This is a genomic window from Sphingobacteriaceae bacterium, from assembly GCA_002319075.1.
Taxonomy (GTDB): Bacteria; Bacteroidota; Bacteroidia; order B-17B0; family Aurantibacillaceae; genus Aurantibacillus.
In genome coordinates, this window is record NVQB01000001.1 from 4064041 (window position 1) to 4086264 (window position 22224).

19 protein-coding genes are annotated in these 22224 nt (G+C 39.7%); 6 read left to right on the forward strand and 13 right to left on the reverse strand.

Annotation, left to right across the window (positions count from 1 at the left end):
- The first annotated feature begins 15 nt into the window (after positions 1–15).
- Positions 16–390 (forward strand): hypothetical protein, encoded by a 375-nt coding sequence (locus CNR22_17520; protein PBQ33498.1) that lies wholly within the window; start codon positions 16–18, stop codon positions 388–390.
- A gap of 6 nt (positions 391–396) precedes the next feature.
- Positions 397–1164 carry an MBL fold metallo-hydrolase gene (locus CNR22_17525; GenBank protein ID PBQ33499.1) on the forward strand — a complete coding sequence of 256 codons (768 nt, stop codon included), beginning with the start codon at positions 397–399 and terminating at the stop codon, positions 1162–1164.
- A 10-nt stretch (positions 1165–1174) separates the two neighbouring features.
- Here CNR22_17525 and CNR22_17530 read toward each other — a convergent pair whose 3' ends face one another.
- Together CNR22_17530 and CNR22_17535 are read right to left on the reverse strand one after the other, a co-directional pair.
- Complete coding sequence (locus CNR22_17530) at positions 1175–1786, reverse strand: hypothetical protein (protein ID PBQ33500.1); 612 nt, start codon at positions 1784–1786, stop codon at positions 1175–1177.
- 331 nt (positions 1787–2117) lie between these two features.
- Positions 2118–2525 carry a hypothetical protein gene (locus tag CNR22_17535; GenBank protein ID PBQ33501.1) on the reverse strand — a complete coding sequence of 136 codons (408 nt, stop codon included), beginning with the start codon at positions 2523–2525 and terminating at the stop codon, positions 2118–2120.
- Positions 2526–2861: 336 nt separating this feature from the next.
- On the opposite strand from CNR22_17535, the gene CNR22_17540 reads away from it, so the two are divergent.
- A complete protein-coding gene (locus CNR22_17540; GenBank protein ID PBQ33502.1) occupies positions 2862–3338 on the forward strand; it encodes a diguanylate cyclase in 477 nt (158 codons plus the stop codon).
- Positions 3339–3350: 12 nt separating this feature from the next.
- Complete coding sequence (locus CNR22_17545; protein PBQ33503.1) at positions 3351–5381, forward strand: DNA ligase (NAD(+)) LigA; 2031 nt, start codon at positions 3351–3353, stop codon at positions 5379–5381.
- Here the strand turns inward: CNR22_17545 and CNR22_17550 are convergent.
- From CNR22_17550 to CNR22_17585, 8 genes are all read right to left on the reverse strand, one after another.
- A complete protein-coding gene (locus CNR22_17550) occupies positions 5378–6196 on the reverse strand; it encodes an SAM-dependent methyltransferase (GenBank protein ID PBQ33504.1) in 819 nt (272 codons plus the stop codon). The genes CNR22_17545 and CNR22_17550 overlap by 4 nt on opposite strands.
- Positions 6186–7547: a hypothetical protein gene (locus tag CNR22_17555; protein PBQ33505.1), complete on the reverse strand. Its 1362-nt coding sequence runs from the start codon at positions 7545–7547 to the stop codon at positions 6186–6188. Before CNR22_17555 ends, CNR22_17550 begins: the two co-directional genes overlap by 11 nt.
- Positions 7548–7679: 132 nt before the next feature.
- On the reverse strand, positions 7680–8207 hold the full coding sequence (locus tag CNR22_17560; protein ID PBQ33506.1) for a hypothetical protein: 528 nt from the start codon (positions 8205–8207) through the stop codon (positions 7680–7682).
- Positions 8208–8311: 104 nt separating this feature from the next.
- A complete protein-coding gene (locus CNR22_17565) occupies positions 8312–9481 on the reverse strand; it encodes a 3-hydroxybutyryl-CoA dehydrogenase (protein ID PBQ33507.1) in 1170 nt (389 codons plus the stop codon).
- Between the two features lie 3 nt (positions 9482–9484).
- On the reverse strand, positions 9485–11350 hold the full coding sequence (locus CNR22_17570; GenBank protein ID PBQ33508.1) for a hypothetical protein: 1866 nt from the start codon (positions 11348–11350) through the stop codon (positions 9485–9487).
- 10 nt (positions 11351–11360) lie between these two features.
- Entirely contained in the window at positions 11361–13241 is a 1881-nt protein-coding gene (locus tag CNR22_17575; GenBank protein PBQ33509.1) for a hypothetical protein, read from the reverse strand.
- Positions 13242–13266: 25 nt separating this feature from the next.
- Positions 13267–14841 carry a hypothetical protein gene (locus CNR22_17580; protein ID PBQ33510.1) on the reverse strand — a complete coding sequence of 525 codons (1575 nt, stop codon included), beginning with the start codon at positions 14839–14841 and terminating at the stop codon, positions 13267–13269.
- Between the two features lie 179 nt (positions 14842–15020).
- Positions 15021–16781, reverse strand: coding sequence for a hypothetical protein (locus CNR22_17585; protein ID PBQ33511.1), 1761 nt, complete (start codon positions 16779–16781; stop codon positions 15021–15023).
- A gap of 63 nt (positions 16782–16844) precedes the next feature.
- Between CNR22_17585 and CNR22_17590 the strand changes: the two genes are divergently transcribed.
- Positions 16845–17918 carry a hypothetical protein gene (locus CNR22_17590; protein ID PBQ33512.1) on the forward strand — a complete coding sequence of 358 codons (1074 nt, stop codon included), beginning with the start codon at positions 16845–16847 and terminating at the stop codon, positions 17916–17918.
- Between the two features lie 77 nt (positions 17919–17995).
- Entirely contained in the window at positions 17996–18307 is a 312-nt protein-coding gene (locus CNR22_17595) for a hypothetical protein (GenBank protein PBQ33513.1), read from the forward strand.
- A gap of 324 nt (positions 18308–18631) precedes the next feature.
- Here the strand turns inward: CNR22_17595 and CNR22_17600 are convergent, their stop codons facing one another.
- The 3 genes from CNR22_17600 to CNR22_17610 all read right to left on the reverse strand — a co-directional run bounded on the left by CNR22_17600 (position 18632) and on the right by CNR22_17610 (position 22211).
- A complete protein-coding gene (locus tag CNR22_17600; GenBank protein ID PBQ33514.1) occupies positions 18632–20416 on the reverse strand; it encodes an ABC transporter ATP-binding protein in 1785 nt (594 codons plus the stop codon).
- A gap of 138 nt (positions 20417–20554) precedes the next feature.
- A complete protein-coding gene (locus CNR22_17605; protein PBQ33515.1) occupies positions 20555–21307 on the reverse strand; it encodes a hypothetical protein in 753 nt (250 codons plus the stop codon).
- 121 nt (positions 21308–21428) lie between these two features.
- Entirely contained in the window at positions 21429–22211 is a 783-nt protein-coding gene (locus CNR22_17610; protein ID PBQ33516.1) for a hypothetical protein, read from the reverse strand.
- Between the last annotated feature and the right edge of the window lie 13 nt (positions 22212–22224).

Genomic DNA, 22224 nt, shown 5'->3' on the forward strand with positions numbered 1-22224 from the left:
AAAGTAAGTACTACTATGAACAAATTATTTTTTCTCAGCGCCCTGCTTATTATCGGTATCAGTTTTTCCTGCAAAAAAAATCAACTGGGAGGGAAGTCAACTGTGAGTGGAGTTGTGGCTCATCACTCTAAACCAATTGCCCGAGCAACAGTCTTTATTAAATTTAATACAAAAGAATTTCCCGGATCTGACACTACGGCTTACGACGATAAAATACGTGCCGACGAAAATGGTAATTATTCTTTTAAGTGTTACAAGGGCGACTACTATTTGTACGGATTCGGTTATGATTTTGGCATTGATCCTCCTTACACAGTGGTTGGTGGCGTTCCGGTTCATATTCGTAACAAAGAAGACCTCGAAATCAATGTGGCTGTAACGGAAGATTAACTATTTATGCCACTAAAAATTACTTTTTTAGGAACAGGTACTTCACAGGGAGTTCCCATGATCGGATGTCATTGCGAAGTCTGCAGCAGCGAAGATTCACGCGATAAACGTTTACGCTCTTCTATTTTAATAGAGACTGAAAAAACAAGAATTGTTATCGATTCAGGACCGGATTTCAGACAACAATTGCTGCGTGAAAAAACTAAAAAGTTAGATGCAGTTGTATTTACGCATGAGCACAAAGATCATATTGCAGGATTGGATGAAGTGAAAGCTTTTAATTTTATTCATAAAATGCGAATGCCTGTGTATGCCACGGAGCGTGTACAACAGGCTTTAAAACGTGAATTTGCTTATATTTTTGCTGATGAAAAATATCCTGGTATTCCCGAAATTGATCTTTATGAATTTAATAACGAAACTTTTGCCGTAAATGATATTGTTTTGGAGCCCATTAATGTTTTGCATTATAAGCTGCCTGTAAAAGGATTTCGCGTAAATAATTTCGCTTATATCACCGACGCTAATTTTATTGCAGAAACGGAAAAGAAAAAATTACAAAACCTGGATGTTCTTGTTTTGAACGCACTGCGCAGGGAACCACATATTTCTCACTTTACTTTTGAGGAAGCGATTGCTATGGTTCAGGAATTAAAACCTAAAAAGGCCTACTTCACGCATATTTCGCATCAGTTGGGATTGCATGAAGCATTGAATAAAGAACTGCCGGCTAATATTGAGTTGGCTATGGATGGGCTGCAATTGCTAGTGTGATGTCTGGCAATTAGGCCGCAACACGCTGCAGAATAATCAAACAAGGTTTATCAGAAGTCACCTTTACAATGTGTCCTAAATTCAGAGGAACTGCATAATAGTCTCCTGCTACTAATGAATATGTCTTTTGATCAGTAACAATATCGCAACTGCCTTCAAGAATCAGGAATTTTTCAATTTCTTTATCGTGTATTTCGTAAGGAGTTGAGGTTACTAATCTGACAATCGCAGTCATTTTAGAAACTTCGTGACCAATAATTTTAAGTTCAATGTCTTCTGTACTTTCTGAAAGATCGAGGTCTTTTCTCATTAACCACTCTGAAAAGTCTTCCGCTGTTGATTTTTCAGACAATTCAGGTGGAAAAGCCGGTGCTTCACCAAGCGTTAAACGTTCTGTATAATCTATAGTGCCCATTAAAAGTGCTTTGACATCGCTTTTAGGAGCTGGTACTTTTTCCTGGGCTACCGTTAGCAGAGCTTCCGTAATAGCATCTAGTTCTTCATGAATTTCTGGATACGAAGTTGCCCACTTCCTGATAGAAAGATTTTCTTCCTCAGAAGTTAAGCCCAGAATGTATAATTCGAGAATGCCTGACTCTAAAAACTCTTTTATATTTTTCATTTTGTCTATACTCTAAGTGCGGTTTAAGCATTCACCGTGTGCGCAGTGCTTAATCTGATTTTTCCCTGGTTGTGTGTGGCAAATAGGGCGGTAAAATAGGATTAATTTATACTTATTACAAAGATACGATAAGGAAGGCTGCCTGGATTTAGTTTTTTTGGATTATTGTCGTTTGATTTACCACTCATTCTCACATTATCCAAAGATCGGATAGCTATAGGATACATTGATTCCACAATGAAACCTAAGCTGCCCTGGAAACAGGAATTATTTTTTCCTTTATTTCAATAGTAAGCCAATCTCTGGGGCCTGGCCATCTGTGGCAGGATTTTTAATCGAATTTAAAAAAGAAAAATACAAGCGCCGCCCATTCCGGATCTACATTTCGGGCGTAACCAATGGTACTGTGTGAAGCGTTTTCTACCGTTCCATCTTTGCGTACATATCCTTGTGTAGAATGCGATGCGTTTTCAATTGTACCGTCAGCCCGCACGTAACCAACAGTACTGTGACTGCTATTTTCGATGGTGCCATTCGATCTGATGTATCCAATAGTTGTGTGTGAGGCGTTTTCAATAGTGCCGTCTTTGCGTATATAGCCTTTGGTAGCGTGACTGCTATTTTCGACAGTTCCATCAGCACGTACATACCCTGTTGTAGAATGACTACTTGATTCAATGGTTTGGGCCAAAGAACTAAGAGCTAAACACAAAAATGAAATTAAAAATATCTTCCTCATTCATAATAAAGATATAAAATCATCCTGATGACGGTAAAGTTTTTTTGGTGTTTTACACCGCGAAAGAGCAACTATACGCTATATCCTCATAGATACCGACTTTTTGTTTTTTTATAATCTCTTTGCGCTCCTTGCGTCTCTGCGCTAAAAATTCAGGTGGATTGATAAATTTAGTATGTAGATGCTTTCTATATTCTCTTTGCGCCCCTTGCGTCTCTGCGCAAAAAAAATCCAGACGAAAGCGAACAATTTAGCATGTTGATTTTTTTTTATATTTTCTTTGCAATCTCTGAGTCTTTGGGCAAAAAATCCTTTGAGTTTCTATAAATTTACATCATGGCAGAAGATCTTATACTTAAAGCAACTACAAAGGAAGATAAATACAAAGAACTTCTTCCCCAGATCAGAGCTTTGGTGGAAGATGAAGCAGATGTTATTGCAAATCTTGCGAATATTTGTGCTGCTTTAAAACAGAGTTTTGATTTTTTTTGGGTGGGGTTTTATCTTGTGAAAGAAGACCAATTGGTACTCGGACCGTTTCAGGGACCCGTTGCATGCACACGCATTCATAAGGGCAAGGGCGTTTGCGGCACTTCCTGGGAAAAGAATGAAACCGTAATTGTTCCCGATGTAGAGCAGTTTCCGGGACATATTGCCTGTAGCGCACTAAGCAAAAGCGAAATCGTTATTCCATTAGTGAATTCAAAAAATAATGTCTGTGGTGTGTTAGATGTGGACAGTGATACACTAAATTCATTTGATACCACCGACGAACTCTACTTGAAACAAATTCTTTCCTTTTTAAAATTTTAAGATAAAATTCTTATGGATAAAGCCTCCGCAGAAAAGAGAATTCATGCGCTTTCCAGCGAAATAGAGCAACACAATCATAACTATTATTTGTTGGACAATCCAACCATCAGTGATTTTGACTTTGATAAATTACTGGAAGAGTTGATAGCACTTGAAAAAGAATTTCCTGAATTTTTATTTCCAAATTCTCCGAGTCAAAGAGTAGGAGGAACAATAACCAAAACATTTGCATCGGTAAAACATAAATATCCAATGCTCTCGCTTTCTAATAGTTACAGTGAAGATGATTTACTGGAATTTGACCGACGCGTGCGCGACGGGCTTGGGATGCAGCTGGGCGGCAGTTTCGAAGGACAGGTAGATTATGTATGCGAATTAAAATTTGATGGTCTGTCGATTAGTTTGACCTACGAAAATGGCCATTTAACGCAGGCCATCACCAGAGGCGACGGCGAGAAAGGAGACGATGTAACTACCAATGCAAGAACCATAAAATCTATTCCCTTAAAATTAAAAGGCGGGTATCCGGCTAATTTTGAAATACGCGGAGAGATCTTTATGCCGCGTCCTGTATTTGACAACATAAACAAAGAACGCGAAGAGATAGGCGAGGCGCCGTTGGCCAATCCACGAAATGCCGCCAGCGGTACCATGAAAGCGCAGGATTCAGCTTTTGTGGCGAAGCGGAAATTAGATTGTTTTTTATACAATGTACTAGGAGATGATCTGCCATTTCAATCGCATTACGAAAATATGCAGGCCGCGCATTCCTGGGGATTTAAAGTTTCTAAGGATGCGAAATTGTGTCACGGTATTTCCAAAGTTCTTGAATTTATTCATCATTGGGACGTGGAGCGCCACAAGCTTCCCTACGATACGGATGGTGTCGTAATTAAAGTGAATGACTACCGGTCACAAAAAAATCTTGGCTTCACAGCTAAATCGCCGCGTTGGGCCATTGCGTATAAATTTAAAGCAGAGCAGGTGAGTACTGAGCTCTTAGATATAACTTACCAGGTAGGGAGAACCGGAGCCATAACACCTGTAGCGAATTTAAAACCCGTTGCCTTGGGTGGAACCACTGTTAAGCGAGCGTCTCTGCACAATGCTGATATCATTGAGAAATTAGATGTCCGTATTGGTGACCAGGTGTTTGTTGAAAAAGGCGGAGAGATCATTCCGAAAATTATTGGTGTAGATCTTTCTAAAAGAAAAAGCACTTCTACAAAAACGGAATACATTACAACTTGTCCGGAATGTAGTGCGACATTGCAAAGGCAGGAAGGGGAAGCAAATCATTTTTGCCCCAATGAAGCAACGTGTCCACCTCAGGTAAAAGGTAAGATGGAACATTTTGTAGGAAGAAGAGCAATGAACATTGATAGTTTGGGCGCTGAAACCATTGATCAACTTTATAAAGCGGGATTAGTAAAAACTATTGCCGATCTCTACGATCTGAAAAAAGAACAATTACTTTCTTTAGAACGCATGGCGGAAAAGTCTGCACAAAATTTGCTGGATGGTCTGGAAGCAAGTAAACAGGTGCCCTTTGAACGTGTGCTTTATTCTATTGGCATAAGACATGTTGGAGAAACCACTGCGAAAAAAATTGCTAAGAAAGTAAAATCCTTAGATGTATTAATGTCTTCTACTAAAGAAGAATTACTTCACATTGATGAGGTAGGGGGCATTATAGCGGAAAGCATTGCTGAATTCTTTATGAATGAAGACAATAGAAAAATAATAGATTGTCTTAAAGCGGCAGGGCTGCAATTTGAATTAAGTGAAGAACAGCAACAAGGTGGAAGCGAAAAATTAAAAGATCTGACCTTTGTAATAAGTGGGGTTTTCACGAACCACAGCCGCGATCAGCTAAAAGAAATGATCGAAGCAAACGGCGGAAAAAATTCCGGTTCTATCAGCGGAAAAACGTCTTACCTATTGGCCGGTGATAATATGGGTCCCGAGAAATTAAAAAAAGCAGAGAAGTTGGGTGTGAAGATAATTTCTGAAGAGGAGTTTGTGGGGATGATTCAGGGTTAAGGGACTTTTGTGGTGCTGCGACTTATCAATAACCTCAAATCTACCTTCTCTTTAAATTCTTCTTTGAAAAAAACCATACCGAAAGAAAAGGTATCAATGCTTAAAGTGACTGAAGAATTTCTTTTTATTTCCTCCCATGCTCTTGTCATGCCCTCACTCCAATAGATATCATCAAAAATAAACACAGAGTCATTGTTTCTCTTCTCAAGAGCCTGCTTGAAGTAAGACATGGTTGCCTCGTAGGTGTGATTACCATCCACATAAAAAAAGTCAAGCCGCTTTAAATCTCTTAAAACTTCAGGCAGAGCTTGTTCGAAAACAGAATGGATGAATTTGATGTTTTCTACGTTCATGTTTTTTGCATTCAGCGATGCAAAATCATGTAGCTCTTTGCTTCCCTCAATAGTAAAAACCCTGGCGTCTTTGTTAACCTTAGCCAGATAAAGTGTGTTTAAACCCAAAGAAGTGCCGAGTTCTAAAATCGATTGACTTTTTAAAAAGTTAATGAGTTTGTAAAGTAGTTCCGATTGTTTTTGTGTACTGATACCTTTTGCTGCTATGTCTTTTATTTTGCGTTTATTGGATTTAAAAGTTTTAGAGCCTGCACCAAAATCTTCAATAAGAAGTTCTGTTTCGTTTGCCAGTAAAGCGCTTCTTGTGTTGTTTAATTTTTTAAAATCGTAAAATGCATTTGTATTATAAAAAACTTCTTCGCAAAGTTGATAAGCGAAAGGAGAATGAACACCGTGACCGTTTCTCTTAGCCACGAAAAAATGCCTGGCAAAATGTTTTATCTGGTGCAGGTTAATAGGCATAACACAAACACTGTAAAGTTTTAACGGGTTCGGTAGTTTTATAATCCGGAAGATTTTCTTTCTCCATAAAATAAACACTTAAAGAAGTTATCCTTTTTTTCTTGTGACTTTTGTTCCATTCTTTTACAAGATAAGCACAATACAAGGGACGTAAAAAAGTGTAGTGATCACTCTGCATATTTTCAGCTAACTTCCGCCAACGGTCGCTGCTGTAATTGCTTACTATGCGTTTTGGTTTCGAGTAATCCACGTAGTCCTGGTTGCGGCGCAAGTCCCACTGTCGCCCGATAGAATCTCTCCCATGATACACAAACCAGCCATCTTTTTGAAGCACCCCCGGTGAAAACATGCCCCAGTATTGATTTAAACGTAAAGAGTTTCCTACATAAGCCAATTCATCTTCCGGCTCGAAGGGAAACCATGGTGTAGTTGAGAGATTAATGAAGAGGCAGAGAAAAATTAAAAACCCACAGAGAATCGCCCGGCTCCAGCTTACAAAAAAAAGTTTTTCAGTCTTTATGATAAACGAAGTTTTTTTTATCCGGAAAAACTTTTCAAGACGGTCCATGGCAAATGCGGGGAGCAGTGCGACGGCGGAAACTATTCCAATGATGAAAAATAATCCGACATAGAGCGTCAAACCAATGCCGAGGTGAATGACAACTAATAGCAGGAAAGCGATGAAACGCAGGCGACCATTTTTAGAAGGAAGTAAGATTAAAGGAGCGATCAAATATTCGCTATATAGAACAAACCAGGTAAGGCATTTTAAAAGAAGTGGATAGTGGTAGATCCATTCCCCTAAAGGAAGGCGGAGCTGTTCAAGACTCAAAGCGTAATACATAGCACTGCCTTCGCTATGCCATTGCGGACTATATTTTAAGTTGGCGGAAAAAAAATAAACCGATGCTATAAGAAGAAAATAAGCAAAATTAACCAGCAGGTTTTGCCGTTTAGACATACTGATTTGTTTAGCATCAACAGCGTAAAAACTTTGCCAGGGTAGAAATATTCCCCACATTAAAACCAGTCTTAAAAGATCGTCACCGGCCTGTAATACAAAGAGATTGCGGTTATGCAGTGAGATAGTCATGAGCCAGACAAGCAAGGTAAAAAACCTTGTTTTAAAACCAACAAGCAGGCACAGGGCAAATACAAAATGCAGCGCAAATAAAATAACTTCAAAGGCATAAGAACCATTTTGAGTATGAAGACTCCAGTAGCCCGTGTTCCATCCAAAATTATGAATAAGCTCTGTTGGCCAGATACCTTCATCGGTATAATGCGCTTTAAGATCAGCAAAACGAATCAGAAGATCTGTTAGCACTATCAGCGCTATGCCAATACGCATGAGAGATAGCGCCCTTAAATCAAGCGCGTAATGCTTAAGAAAAAAGAAACGTATTTTAAGTAGTTTAAACAGAGCTCTGAAAATAAAAAAAGCAGAATAAATCTGCTTTTAAAAATTTGGTTTTATTCAGGATTAGTTGCAGCCTAAAACACCTGTAACTGTGACCTGTGGAAAATTAAAATCTTTTTGAGTACAAACTACATTTATCAAATTCGCATTTATAGAAGTGGAAGAGGTGCTAACTATAACTGAGCCACTTTTACCAATCCAATAAACCCCTGCCGGCTGATTAGGAGCATTTAAAACCGTCATTTGGCAAGTTCCGCTACCAGGAATCTGAGAGATAGCATAAGTACCACTTGTAATGGCAGTATTAAAAACCAATATAACATCAATATTATCTTTAGTACCTTTTAAGGATAAACTTTGGGAAGACGCGCAGGTAGGATTACTCCAGCCAATGTCGCCTACTAGTAAACTTGTATTTTGCGTTGCTGGACTTGTAAAGGTTGTAGAGCCAGTTACAGTTTGGTTATTTGGATAAGGATTACCTGTAGCACTGTAATCAGGCTTAATCGCGCTTGAACTGTTTTTATCTTTACAGGAGAACGTGAAGCTGATAACAATCGCTAACCCGATAAAAGCCAATAGGTTTTTCATAGAAGATACTTGATACACTCAAAAATAGTTAAAAATTACGGATCTGGCAAATTTTTCAGGATCCGGCAACATTACTCTTGAATTTACATGTGTTAGACTGTTTTTTAGTAAAAAGTCTTCTTAAGTATAAAGTTTTGCTTAAGAACCGGACTGATTCTATAACGGTCTTCTTCATAAAAATCTTTAAGAGCAGAGAGTTGTTTTACCACATTATCTACCCCAAGCTCATCGGCCCACTTTAATAAACCTTTTGGATAATTTACCCCTTTTGTCATGGCCAGGTCAATATCTTTTGCCGAAGCAACTTTTAAATAGAGAGTATCGGCTGCTTCATTAATTAACATTACCAGGATGCGTGTAAAAATTTGTTGTCCGAGAGTTTTATCTTCTTTTGCTTTGGGTAGCTCAGCTCCCGATGAGTAATCGTAAAATCCACGTCCGCTCTTTCTGCCAAGAAACCCAGCTTCTAAAAGACGTTTTTGTGAAAGTGCAGGTTTAAATTTGGGGTCGAAATAAAATTGCGTCCATACGGTTTCCGTTACTACGTAGTTTACGTCGTGGCCGATAAGATCCATTAATTCAAAAGGCCCCATTTTAAATCCACCAATTTCTTTCATGGCCCAATCGATGGTAGGCATATCGGCAATCCCTTCTTCGTATATGCGCAGAGCTTCACTGTAAAAGGGACGAGCAACACGATTAACAATAAAGCCCGGAGTATCCTTTACCACAACGGTTACCTTTCCCCAGCTGTCAATTAACGCTTTAGAGGCGTCGGTAATTTTTTCGTCCGTAGCAATCCCGGGAATAATTTCTACCAGAGGCATGAGTGTGGCGGGATTAAAAAAGTGGATCCCAATAACCCGTGACGGCTTGGTGCACGCTGAACCTATAGAAGTTATGGAAAGAGAAGAAGTGTTAGACGCAAGCACGCAGCTTTCTTTTACAATTTTTTCAAGCGAGGTAAATACCGATTTTTTAATGTCCAGTTTTTCAACAATGGCTTCAATAATGAGATCACCATCAGCAAGTTCTTGCAGATCGTTCACAAAATGAATGTTGCTGAGAATACTGCTTTGTTGTTCGGGACTTATTTTTTGTTTTTCGGCAAGTTTAGATAAAGAGGCTTTTAGATTGCCACTTGCTTTATCGAGTGCACTCTGATTGTTGTCGTAAATTTTTACTTTGTGACCTGCCGTGGCCGCCACTTGTGCAATACCGCTGCCCATTGCCCCGCTACCTATTACACCTATAATTGAATTTTTTGAGAACATAAATTAATTGATAATTATTTTTTGATTTGTTTTAGAAGAGCCTGAAATGATTTCTACAAAATAAATTCCTTTCGGAATATCCTGCAGAGACACCGTTGCTTTTTGAAAATTGTTTTTCATACAGATAACTACTTGTCCAATCTTATTATACAGACAAAAATCAAAGGAAACTGCAGACTCAATATTTATAACACTTTGAGCAGGATTTGGATAAATGTGCACAGTATTGTTTTCAGAAAAAGCAGCAGATAAACCGGTAAAAAATGAAACACAAGCAATTGTTTCGGAAGTGCAACCAATAGCATCTTTGAGCTGAGCCGTGTAACAGGCCGGCGCAAGGTTCTGAACAGACGTTGTATGAACACCTGAAGGGAGCCATGTGTAAGTGTAGGGTGCTATGCCTCCGCTTACTGTTACAGAGGCCGCGCCATTCGTACAAGTGTTGCAGTCGGCATTGGTAAAAGTTATAGCGCCGTTCAAAGTATTAGGGCTGATTAAAATAGTTTGTGTGGAGCTTGCAGAATTGGTGGCATTGGACGCCAGTAATGTTATAGAGAAGATGCCCGCAGTGTTAAAGGCAAGACTCAAGTTAGTTGTGCCCGTGCCTATTGCCGTACCACCTGTATAACTCCAGGTATAACTTGTAGCGCCTGAACTGGTATTGGAAAAGTTTGCAGTAGCTCCTACACAAAGTGTTTGTGCCCCTGTGGCAAATCCTGCTGATACCGGTTGGTTTTCGTAGAGTGCTGTTTTTAAAAGAAAGATTCCGTTGCTCTCATCTAAAGCGAAAATTGTTTTACTAGGAAAATAAGGATAGGCGCCCCATTGTCCTTCGTAGTCGTTATTTGAGGGCCAGGTATTATTATTGCCGCCTGCAGCAGGGTAAGTGTCAAAATAGCCTGCTAAAAACGGACTGGCTGGATTCGAAATATCGAAGAGCTGAAGACCATCCTGATAACTGCTTACAAAGCAATACTGATTATTAACGATGAAGGGATTGTGTGGTGTAGTTTGCGGAAACTGATTAGTGGTTGCCAAAACCTGGATGTTAGAAAGGTTAGTCACATCTGCTACTTTAATAGGCATACCTACTGGAATCTCATCTGTAAACACAAGGGTTTGTCCATCGGGTGTAAGTGCACTGCTGTGGTTGTAGCCTGACGAAGGATAAGAGGTAAGCGAACCTAATTGTGTAAAGGTGTTTGCAGAGGTTAATTTGTAAATGTATAAACCCTGGTAACCACAGGAGGCATAGATGGTATCGTTACGCACAAACATGTCGTGTACATAATTGATCAGAGGATAGTCTTGTGAAAGTCTTCTGATAAGGGTCGGACTCGCAGGCGTAGCAAGGCTATACACATCCATACTTGAAAAAGTAGAGCTTCCCGAAGTGGTAGCGGCAACATAAAGTTTGTTTCCGTCTACCCATAAAGTATGGCCTCTTTTGAACAAAAGCTGGCTGTCGTAAACCTTGTGCACGCTGTCAGGCAGGTATTGCATATCGAAAATCTGGAAACTGTTTGTACCCGGATCATCGCTTATTACGTAACAGTAGTTTAAATATGTTTTTACTTCTCTCCAGGTACATCCTTGTTTGCCGGCACGAAAGCTTGATACAGTTGGTGTGGCAGGACTGCTAATGTCTACCCAAAAAGTACCACTGGATGAACAGGCTATGGCGTACTCTTTGTTTTTTGAGGCCTGGTACCAGCCCCAGCAGCCTGAATACTTATTTCCATATTGGTTTAAATTTGTTTCGGGATCAAGATGTCCCACCAAAGTGAAATTGGATGCCGCATAAGTTTGCGCTTTGCTGTGAATAACAAACAAACTCAGGAAACATATATAGAGCAATTTAAATTTCATGTTGCCTTTATTAATGGTGAATGATTAATTTCCTGCTTTTTATAACATCATTTTCTGTGACAGAAATAATATAAGTTCCATCTAAAAACGCCTTGGTATCGAGCACTTCATCCACAGGTCCCGAAAATTTCTTTTCAAATATAAGCTCACCTAAAATGGATTTTATTTGTACAACCGTTGATCCACCTGAAAGATAACGGAGCGTTATTTGGTTGGAAGCAGGGTTCGGATAAATTGCAGGTCCCGCATCGCCGCTGAGCATTGGTATTCCTACTTCTGTATAATAATCAATACACACACTTTCCGTTGTTTTGCACTTGTATGCATCCTGGATAGTTACGGTGTAGCATCCTGGTAGAAGATTTTTTGGTTTCGCAACATGACTTCCCCCTGGCATCCATGTATAGGTGTAAGGACTTGTTCCACCAGTCGCGGTAACAGCTGCCATACCCGTTGTACAAGTGCTGCAGCTAGCCTGTGTGTACGTTGTGGTAGCGGAAATCCCCGAATTTATAACTGTAATGGTTTTTGTTACAGAGGCGTAGGTGGCTGCGTTTGCCGCCAATAAGGAAACTGTGTAAGTTCCAGTTGTTGGAAAAGAAATGCTGGCATTTCCTAAAGTAGAGGTTGCAACAGTGCCGTTTTGAAAGGTCCACGTGAAAGTGTTAGCGCCCTGGGAATTGTTATAAATTTCAAGGGAATTGCCTAAACAGATTTTAGCGGGCAAATAAAAGTCTGCTGTTACCAAAGGTTCTGTAAATAAGGTTGTGCGGAGTAGAAAGGCTCCGTTGGTTCGGTCGAGGGCAAAAATATTTCCACTTGGCAGATATGGGTAAGAACCCCATTGGCCGTCATAAGTAGAGCTACTCGACCACACATTGTTATTTCCTCCCGATTGAGGATGTGTATCAAAATAGCCTGCTAAAACCGGTGAGGCGGGTGTGGAAATATCAAAGAGCTGAAGGCCGTCCTGGTAGCTACTCGCAAAACAGTAAGTGTTGTTTCCCATAAATGGGTTGTGCGGTGTGGTTTGTGGAAATTGGTTAATGGTAGCCAGTACCTGGATGTTTGAGAGATTGGTAACATCCGCTACTTTAATAGGAAGTCCGGAAGGAACTTCATCCATAAATACAAGTGTGCGTCCGTCGGGCGTAATAGCACTGCTATGGTTGTAGCCTGACGAAGGATAGGAAGTTAATGAGCCTAACAAAGAAAAAGTATTTGCCGCTGTGAATTTGTATACGAATAAGCCCTGGTACCCGCAGGAAGCATAGACAGTATCATTCCGCACCAGCATATCGTGCACGTGATTAATGGTCGGATAGTCTTGTTCGAGTTTACGAAGCAAAACAGGAAGCTCAGGATTGGCAAGGCTGTATACCTGCATACTGGAAAAAGAATTTCCAAGTGTGGCAGAGCCAATGTATAGTTTATCGTTGGTAATATGAAGTGTGTGGCCTCGGGAAAATAACGTTTGTCCGTCGTAAACCTTGTGAACACTGTCTGGGAGATAATGCATGTCGAAAATCTGCAAACTGTTGCTGCCCGCATCATCACTTATGACGTATAAATAATTGCGGTACGATTTTGCTTCACGCCAGGTGCACCCTGATAATTTTCCGGCTTTGTATGCAGAAACAGATGGAGTAGCCGCAACAGTCACGTCAATCCAATAGGTTCCGCGATGTGAGCAGGCAATAGCAAATTCCTTGTTTTTAGTGGGATGAAACCAGCCCCAACAGCCAGAATACTTTTGATTATCGGGATTAAAGGTAGTTTCGGGATCGGTTACACTTACCAGCGTAAAATTGGATGCTGAATACTGCGCACTTATTTTTATCGTAAAAAAAAGAACACAACAGCTAATAAAAAGGTAATTTTTAAGTTTCATCAGATAGGGATTAATGATTTGATGGTTAATGACTCACGAGTAATTTTTTTGTCCTGGTAATTTCGTTTTCGGTTATGGAAATAAAATAGGTACCATTTTGCAGATCTTTTACATCAAGGTATTCGTTGACATTACCATCGAAGTGTTTTTCGAGAATAACCTGCCCTAGTATATTTTTTAATTCAAGTTTTGTTTTGCTTTGAGAAGAATAGTGAACAGCAATTTGTGTGGCCGCAGGATTTGGATAGATGATGAGTTCTGCATCTGCCGGTTCTGTTTTTTCAAGGCCAACAAAATTCTGCAAAGTAGTGGAGAAGGCTGGTGCTGCATTTAAAACAAACATTCCGTTTTGCATGTCGTTAGCGATAATAACACCGCTTGGTAAAAAAGGGTAGGCGCCCCAGTTGCCCCGGTAAGCCGTTGTTCCGTAATTGCCAATGTTATAGCCGCCTTGCGGATGGGTGTCAAAATAGCCTACAAGATTAATCTCGTTTGGTTTAGAAATATCGTAGATCTGTAAACCGTCCTGGTAACAGGAAACCACGGCGAATTTACCCCGGATGTATGGATTGTGCGGTGTTGTCAGGGGCATGGGATGCCAGTCTTTTAGGGGCTGAATATTTCCGAGGTTCTGTACATCTACAAAATGAATGGGAAGGCCTTCCGGAACTTCATCGCAGAAAATAAGATGTTTGCCATCGCCTGTCAAAAAACTGGAGTGATTGTAACCGTGCGTGGCATAGCCAATGTAAGAGCCAAGCTGGGTAAATTTGTTCAGAGCGTTTTCCCATTTAAAAATAAAAAGCCCCTTGTTGCCACAGGAAGCAAAAATGGTATCGTTGCGCACATACATATCGTGCACATAGTCGATCAAAGGAAAGTCCTCATCTAATTTTCTCAGTAATACCGGAGCTTCGGGGTTCGCAAGACTAAAAATCGCCATGGATGTAATAGATAAAGGCAACTTCTCTATCATAGCGCCGATGTAAAGTTTATCCTGATCAATCCAAATGGTATGTCCTCTTCTAAAGAGGGTTGAGTCGTTAAAAACCACATGAATACTGTCCGGTAAATACTGCAGGTCTACAATCTGAAAACGTTTGGCCTGGTCGTCGTCGCTAACAATGTAACAGTAATGCGAATAGGTTTTCATTTCCCGGTAAGTACTCTGAGGAGCTCCGGCAAGAAAACCACAAAGGGTTGGACTGGCAGGCGAAGTTACATCGTAAAAAAAAGTTCCGTTACTGGCGCCCGAAATTCCATACTCTTTGTTTTTGGAAGCCTGGTACCAGCCCCAGCAGCCTGAGTAGCGGCGGCCATCATAACCCATGTCGCCTACATTGGGTGCCGATATACTTAGGAGGTTGATGTTAAAGCTTTGAAAGATCTGTGAAGGGGATGCAAAAGATGAAAATAAAATCAGTGCAAACAAACTATTTTTCTTCAGTTGTTTTGCTTTACTATAAAGAGCATGGTATATCTTTGATTGCATAGGAACAAGTATATATACAAATATAGTTTTTTTGACCTGAAAATTCTTTAAGGGTAGGAGCTTTTTGATAAGTGGTTGTCTTAAATTTAAAACTCCTTTAAGGAGCATCTGGATGGAACTAAACCATCAACTTTCTTTATTCGAACAGTCAGCATAAACTAAAATCGATCTAAGAATTAGCAATTTAAATTTTAATTAAACTGAATATAGGAGAGCGCTCAAAAAGCAAGGTAACGCGGTACTGTAAACAAATGGCACATTGCTTCATAAGCCTCCGTTAAGCTTATCTAAAACAAAGCCGTTAGCCCAAAATGAATTTTGCCATTACGAAGGTCAAAGCCATTGCCAAATTGGTTTCCGAGACCGTAGTTTAAAGAGAGGATACCCGCTTTGGTTTCGAAATTAATACCTGCGCCAAGACTCACTGGAATATCGCTAATGTATTGATGATTGCTGTTGTTCTCGTACCATGCACCTTCTGCAAAAAGCAAAAGGTTAGAGTTTTGAGAAAAAAGAAAACGGTATTCCAATGTGGGAATTATGTAAGACGAGGCGAAAATACTTTCTTCGTCAAAACCTCTCAGTGTTTTTAATCCGCCAATACGAAAAAGTTCGTTTTTGAAAATGGTGGAGTTTCCAAATACGGACGCGCCCTGCACGCCAAATTTAATGACGCTGTTTCCCTTCAGGTTAAAATAAAAAGCAAGCGTTCCATCTACCTGGAATTGCGTAGAACGTAAAAGTAAATCATCGTAAACTACCTCGTTTATTTTCGGATTTTTTTTTATGTTACGGTTACCGGTTTGGGCATTGAGGGCGAATGCTGCACCCTTACGGGGATTAAAACGGTAATCTAATTTTTCGACAAAGATTCCGGCGCCATAAGAGTTTGTGGAAATATCTGCATACTCGGGCAAACTGCTCACAAAATCGAGGCCGCTGGTTGAAATGAGATTGGTTGCGCGTTGTTTGTAGAAGATCTTGAAGTTGTTGAGACCACTAAAATAATATTGCAAACCTATGTTATTTGTAATGTCGATAAAGGTGGTGTCTTTACGGTATATTTTTAAAGCGTAATCTACACCTACAGGTGTTCCAAATAAAAACGGATAAATTACCCTGCCACTAAAATCCTGTGTTTGCGATTGCAGGCGACGCCATTCCAGATCAAAGGTTTCGCCGTTGCGAAGTATGCCATTAATGAGTTTTAATTTCACATCGCCGGTAATAACTGTTTTTTTTGTGTTGGCATCGGGCAGCAAGCCTATTATCCCGTCAAACTGAGAGGCGTCTTTTTTGTCGAGAAATAAAATTAATTTGTTCGTACGGTCGCTGAGTTGCACGCGCTGTGTTTGTTTTTCGGTAACAAAAGGAAGCTGACGTACTTTTTGTGAAATGCTGGCTATAACCTCTTCGTTGTAGGGCATATCACGCTTTATAGAAAGGTAACGGTTTAAAAAACCCTGGTTTATTTTAGCAGTACCCACTATACGAATGGAATCAATTTTAAAAAATTTATTCTTCCTTACATTCAGAACCGCAGAAAGTTTATTGTCGTTTGTAGTAACGCTATCAAGGTTTACCGAAGCAAAGGGGTAACCGTGATTTTCATAATACAAAATTATTTTTTCAAGACTCCTTGCCACTTCTTTGTACCTAAAAGATTTATTGAAGTATAATTTTTCGCTGATGCCCAATTTGGAGGCCAGGCTGGGATCGAGATTTCCCAAACGCAGGTGTGCTGTTTTAAATAAGCCGTTGGCTGATATGTTTGCGGTAACAGTAGTACTGTCTGAAAAAATACTGTCGGCCGAAGCCAGCAAATAGCCCTTGTATTGCAGGGTTAGTAGAATGTTATCAATCTCTTTAAAGGCGTCGGTTTTGGAAGCATGTTTTTTTGTGTAGTTGAGTTTGGTGACCGCATTTTTTTTTTCGGACGTCAGTACTTTCAAAAACACAGCTTGCCCATGCATAGTTTGCACAAAAAACAGCAAAAGCAGAAATCTAAAATATTTAATAGAAGTAGTCACCACAAAAGGTCCCGACACTTACCGGGCGCAAAAAAAAGAGTATATTTATAAGACTCCAAAGTATTACAAAAATAATCAAACATGAAGAGAAATTATTTTCTATTTGTATTAAACGTTTGTGCAGGCTTTATTATTGCGCAATCACCTATCACGCTCGGCAATTCGAACATGCCTGGTGGTAACGATACACTGCGTTTTACCAATTTCCAGGTAAATTCAGCTGGAAATTATACACAAACCGGCACCAATTTTAGCTGGAATTTCAGTTCACTCGTGTCAACAAGCGAAGGTATTCGCAGCTTTAAGAGTGCCCTTCAAACACCTTATGCATTCTTCTTCTTAAGTACTTCTGCCTATGGTGAAAAATTAGCTGATACTATTGGCGCCGGGCCACTGACCTTAACTAACTATTATAATTTTTACAAGAAACAAACGAGTCCGAATGCGTTTATTGCCGATGGAGTGGGGATGACTTACAGCAGTTTGCCCATTCCTAGTTATTATTCGGATAAAGATGAACTCTACATGTTTCCAATGACCTATCCTAAATACGATAGCACAACCTTTAAGTTTACCACTTCTACCGGCGGATTTATTCCGGTTAATTACTCTAAAGTAGGCTATCGTGTAACGGTTGTAGATGGCTGGGGCACAGTAACCACGCCTTACGGGACAGAAAATTGTTTACGGTTAATTACCACTCAGTATGCCATGGATTCTATTAAAAATACCATTATTCCTATTCCTTTGGGCTTTCCCAATTACCAGAGAAGCTACCAGTGGCTGACCTTAAACAGTAAAATACCCTTCGTAGAAATTACGGGTAATCTTGTGGGCGGGACCTTCACGCCAACACAGTCGCGTTACAGGGGGTATGCGAAAGAATCCACGCCTACTTCTTTAAATGAGGAGGAGCTTCAAAAAGTCATTCTTTATCCTAATCCGGTAAAAGATAAATTAAACATCGAAGGTTTTGTTACTTCTAACCTTAGCTATGAAATTTTTGCCAGTGATGGAAAGCGGGTAAAAACCTTTAATCCGGCATCTTTTGCGCTTGAGAGCCAGGTGGATGTTTCTACCCTTGCAGCGGGAATTTACTTCTTAAAAATTACAGATGATCAGACAAAAAAATATTTAAAATTCATCAAAGAATAAAAAGGCGATTTTTCGACCAAAATTTATTTGATTCTAATATAAATCTGATTATTTTCGCACCATAAAACTTTAAACTTATGTCAGGCCATTCTCACGACGAACACCACTCTATGGAGCAAAAACCAGTATCTTTTACGGTACCTTTCTTTTTAGCTGCTGCTTTTGTATTAGCAGTTGTTCTGTTTTTAAGTCTATGCGATCCTAAGCCTCATCACGCCGGAGCGGAAGGTCACGGAGCGCATGGTACAGAGGCGCACCATGAAGCGACGGGAGAAGCAAGTCCTGAAGTTGCAGCACCTGCTCATCACGAAGCTGCCGCGCATACAGAAAGCACAGACTCAATGCCCGCTGAAACTGCAGTTCCTGCAGCTGAGCCAGCGCATCACTAAAATTCTTTTAGTTTGAAATAATTGAAAGCCACCTTTATAGGGTGGCTTTTCTGTTTTGAGGGGATATTTAATTCGTTTTTGTAGAGTGTCTTATTCCTCTTTATGAGATTTTCGGGATTATTATTTCACAGGCTGACCAACGTAAAGAAAAGTAAGCTAAGTATTGCGATTCGGATACTTCCAGGGTGAATAAAACTGTTTCTTAAATGTGTTTTCACTTAAACTCCTAAAGCTGCTAACGTTTGAGTTTTTAAGTAAGACAATTTTTTGCTTTGTTTACATCACTGTCTTCTTTGGGGGGAACAGGAGCCTGATCACTTACCGCTAACCACCAACCTCTTTTTTGCGCTCGCCGATTTGTTGTCTCCACATGGCGTAATACAATCCTTTTTCTGCAATCAAATCTTCGTGTTTACCTTTTTCAATAATGTTTCCTTGTTCAAGAACATAAATTGTATCGGCGTGCATGATGGTAGATAAACGGTGTGCGATTAAAATGGTGATCTGAGATTTTGTCGCGCTTAAAGTACGCATGGTTTCTGAGATTTCTTCTTCTGTAATAGAATCTAAAGCAGATGTAGCTTCGTCAAAAATTAGTAGTTTCGGATTTCTTAGTAAAGCGCGCGCAATGGATAAACGTTGTTTTTCTCCACCACTCAGTTTAATTCCACCTTCTCCTATCGTTGTGTAAATGCCGTTTCCCGCACGATTTAACAGAGTGTAACAGGCCGCTTTTTTTAGAACTTCCAGTAATTCGTCATCGGTAGCTGTTGGACGCACAAATAATAAATTGTCTTTAATTGTTCCACTGAAGAGCTGTGAATCCTGCGATACAAGTCCTAGTTGCATACGAAGTTCTGTCAAATTTATTTTTGTAGATTCTATTCCGTTGTAAAGCACTTCTCCTTTATTCGGCTGGTATAGACCTAATAAAAGTTTTACTAACGTTGTTTTGCCACTACCGCTCGGACCAACAAAAGCAATCGTCTCACCTTTCTTAATATTCAGGTTGATGTTTTTTACCGCGTAACCCTTATCTAGATTATGGCCAAAGAAAACGTCGTGAAAAGAAACCGTTTCAATTTCTCCTAATTTCGATGGACTTGTTGGAACAACTTCGGACTCTGAATTTACAAGCTTAGCAAAATTATCCATGCTTACTTTCGTTTCGTTGTATACAGCAATTACGTTTCCTAATTCCTGAAGCGGATTAAAAATGAAGAAAGAGAAGAACATTAAAGTAATTAGATCTCCGACTTTAATCACTCCCTGAAATACAAAACAATAAAGTGCGAAGATTAATAGTGTTCTAACAAGATGAACGGTTGTGCCCTGAATAAAACTAAGAGAACGGATAAAACGCACTTTTTTTAATTCCAGTCCCAGAATTTTTAAGGTGGTAGCATTTAAACGTTTTTCTTCTTGCTCAACAAGACCAAGACTCTTTACCAGTTCAATGTTACGAAGTGATTCTGTAGTAGCTCCGGCAAGCGCTGTAGTTTCTCCTAAAATTTGTTTGGAAATGGTTTTAATTTTTTTTCCTAAAAAAGAACTAATACTTGCAATGATAGGAACAGTAGCTAAATATAGTGGACCAAGAGCCCAGTGAATGTTAATAGCATAAACAAAAACGAAAATAACGCCTATTAAAGATTGAAATACAAGTGTGATAAAAAGGTTTACAAATTTTTCTGTATCTGTTTTTACTTTTTGAAGTTTTCCAAGCGTTTCGCCACTGCGCTGGTCTTCGAAATCTTTGTACGGGAGGGATAAGGCTTTTTTAATTCCGTCGGTATACATTTGGGCACCGGTTCTCTGGATGACGATGTTGGTAAAATAATCCTGGAAGTTTTTTGCAATACGCGACATCATGGCTGCGCCAATAGATAAGCCAAGGAATACCGAAATATTACGCATAAAATCGTTGATGTCAGCACCAACTTTCCAGAAATAGGTTCCTTCACTTTCGTGTGGCGATCCGAACTTATTAATTAATTTTCCGGTAATGATAGAATCGCAAAGAGAAAAACATTGATTGATCGTTGCCAAAATCAACGCAAAGATCAAAAGTTTTTTATGTTGTTTTAAGTAGGTTAAAAGAATTTTCATGCTATAAAATAATTTGCAAATGTAGGAAGATTTAGTTCATCCTTTTTTAGAAAGAGGCGACTAATGTTAAATTATCTTACAGGTAAATTTATTTACATTCAGCGTTCCCACTTCCAGGAGAATACTGTTAAGCTGATACTATTTTACGTTTAGCATAAAGATTGTAGGGTAGGGAGTTCCAAAAGAAGTATAAACAAAGGCATTTAGTCTGTCGCTTTTGTAACGCGCGCCTTTGGCTGAAACCGGGTAAATTTTCATGTATACTGCTGAATCTTTTTTGAAAGTGTAGGTGTATTTTAAAAGTTGATAACTGAAAAACCGTCCGTAGTCTGTGGAGTCTGCGATAGATGCGAGTGCATAATTCTCGTAGGAGTCGGGATTTGCAAGATCTATTTTAGAAGATTTTCCAATAATTGCGACGATGTTTGCGTTTTTATTTAAAGAAGCGGGACTCGCGTTGTAAAAAATGCCGCCAACAGATCCATTAAACCAGGTAGTATCTTTAGCATAAGCCGCACTTAAAGTAAAGGCAGGTATATCAGAAACACTTGCGTTGTAGGTGGTAGTGTCTTCAAAATTATAATGAATGTTTTCGGTCTTGATGAGTCCGCAACCGGGTTTTTTAACTGCCAGGGTATAAGTACCGGAGGGAACATTTGTAAGCTTGTAAATTCCGGAGGTATCTGTAATGCCAGTGAAATTGGTACCTTCGAGGCTTACAGTTGCAGTATTTAAGCCAGAAGTATATTTGGTGCCGAATTGATCGTAGTGTGTAATTTTCCCGGTGACCGTGCCTGTTGTGATAGTGGGTGTTTCCGGTTCGGTTTTATCTTCTTTTTTGCAGGAAATCAGGATGGCAAAACAAAGTATAGTAAGAAGGATTTTTTTCATGACGATCCAAATTTAAAGATACTTTTCGCAGTATTAAAATGCGGTTGCTCTTTTCTTACAAGTGGTTAAAATAAAAAAGCATGAGGAATTGTCCCCATGCCTTTTAAAAATATAGAAAATATTAAGGTTTTGTAATGGTAAAGGTTGTAGGTATTGGTGTACCGCCGCCCGTAAGAACTTGTTTATTTAAAACGTAGTTGTAATACCCCGAACCGGTGTTTGACATTGGATAAATCTTAACATAAATAATATCGCCGCTATTGAACGTATTAAAACCACCATTACCGTAGTTGAACATCTGGTACGAGGTAGTTGTATTGGCTGGGATGTTCATGTAGTAATCAAATTCATAGGTAGAAGGATCTGAAATATCCACGGAAGCTGTCTTGCCAAAAAGTGCTACAGCAGCTCTTTGTTTAGTATTGGTCGCGTAATATAATCTGGTAAGTACTCCAGAATTTGAAAACTGCGTGGTGTCTCTGGCATAGCCGCCTGTGAATGTGTAAGAGGCTTTATCGTAAACATTTTCATTCATATATAAGGTTCCTGCTCCTGCAAAAACTATTTGATTGATCTTGTTAAGTCCTGAATTAGGCCTGTCGTAAACCAGATCCAGCACACCTGCGCCAACATTAGTGAGGGTGTAATTCCCGCTCGCGTCTGTTACAGTGGAAATGGTAGTTCCTTCAACGCTTACTGTAGTTGTATTTAGATTTGTGGTATATTGAACATTGTATTGGTCGTACTGTTTCACTTTACCAGTTACAATTCCGGTTCCGGCACCACTGCCTGAACCTGCGGGGCCTTGCGGACCGGCAGGACCTTGTGGACCCTCTGGTCCGGTTGTTTTTTTACACGAAGCTAAAGCTGCCACACAGCACACTGCCAAAATAATTTTTTTCATAGGTTTTTTTTAG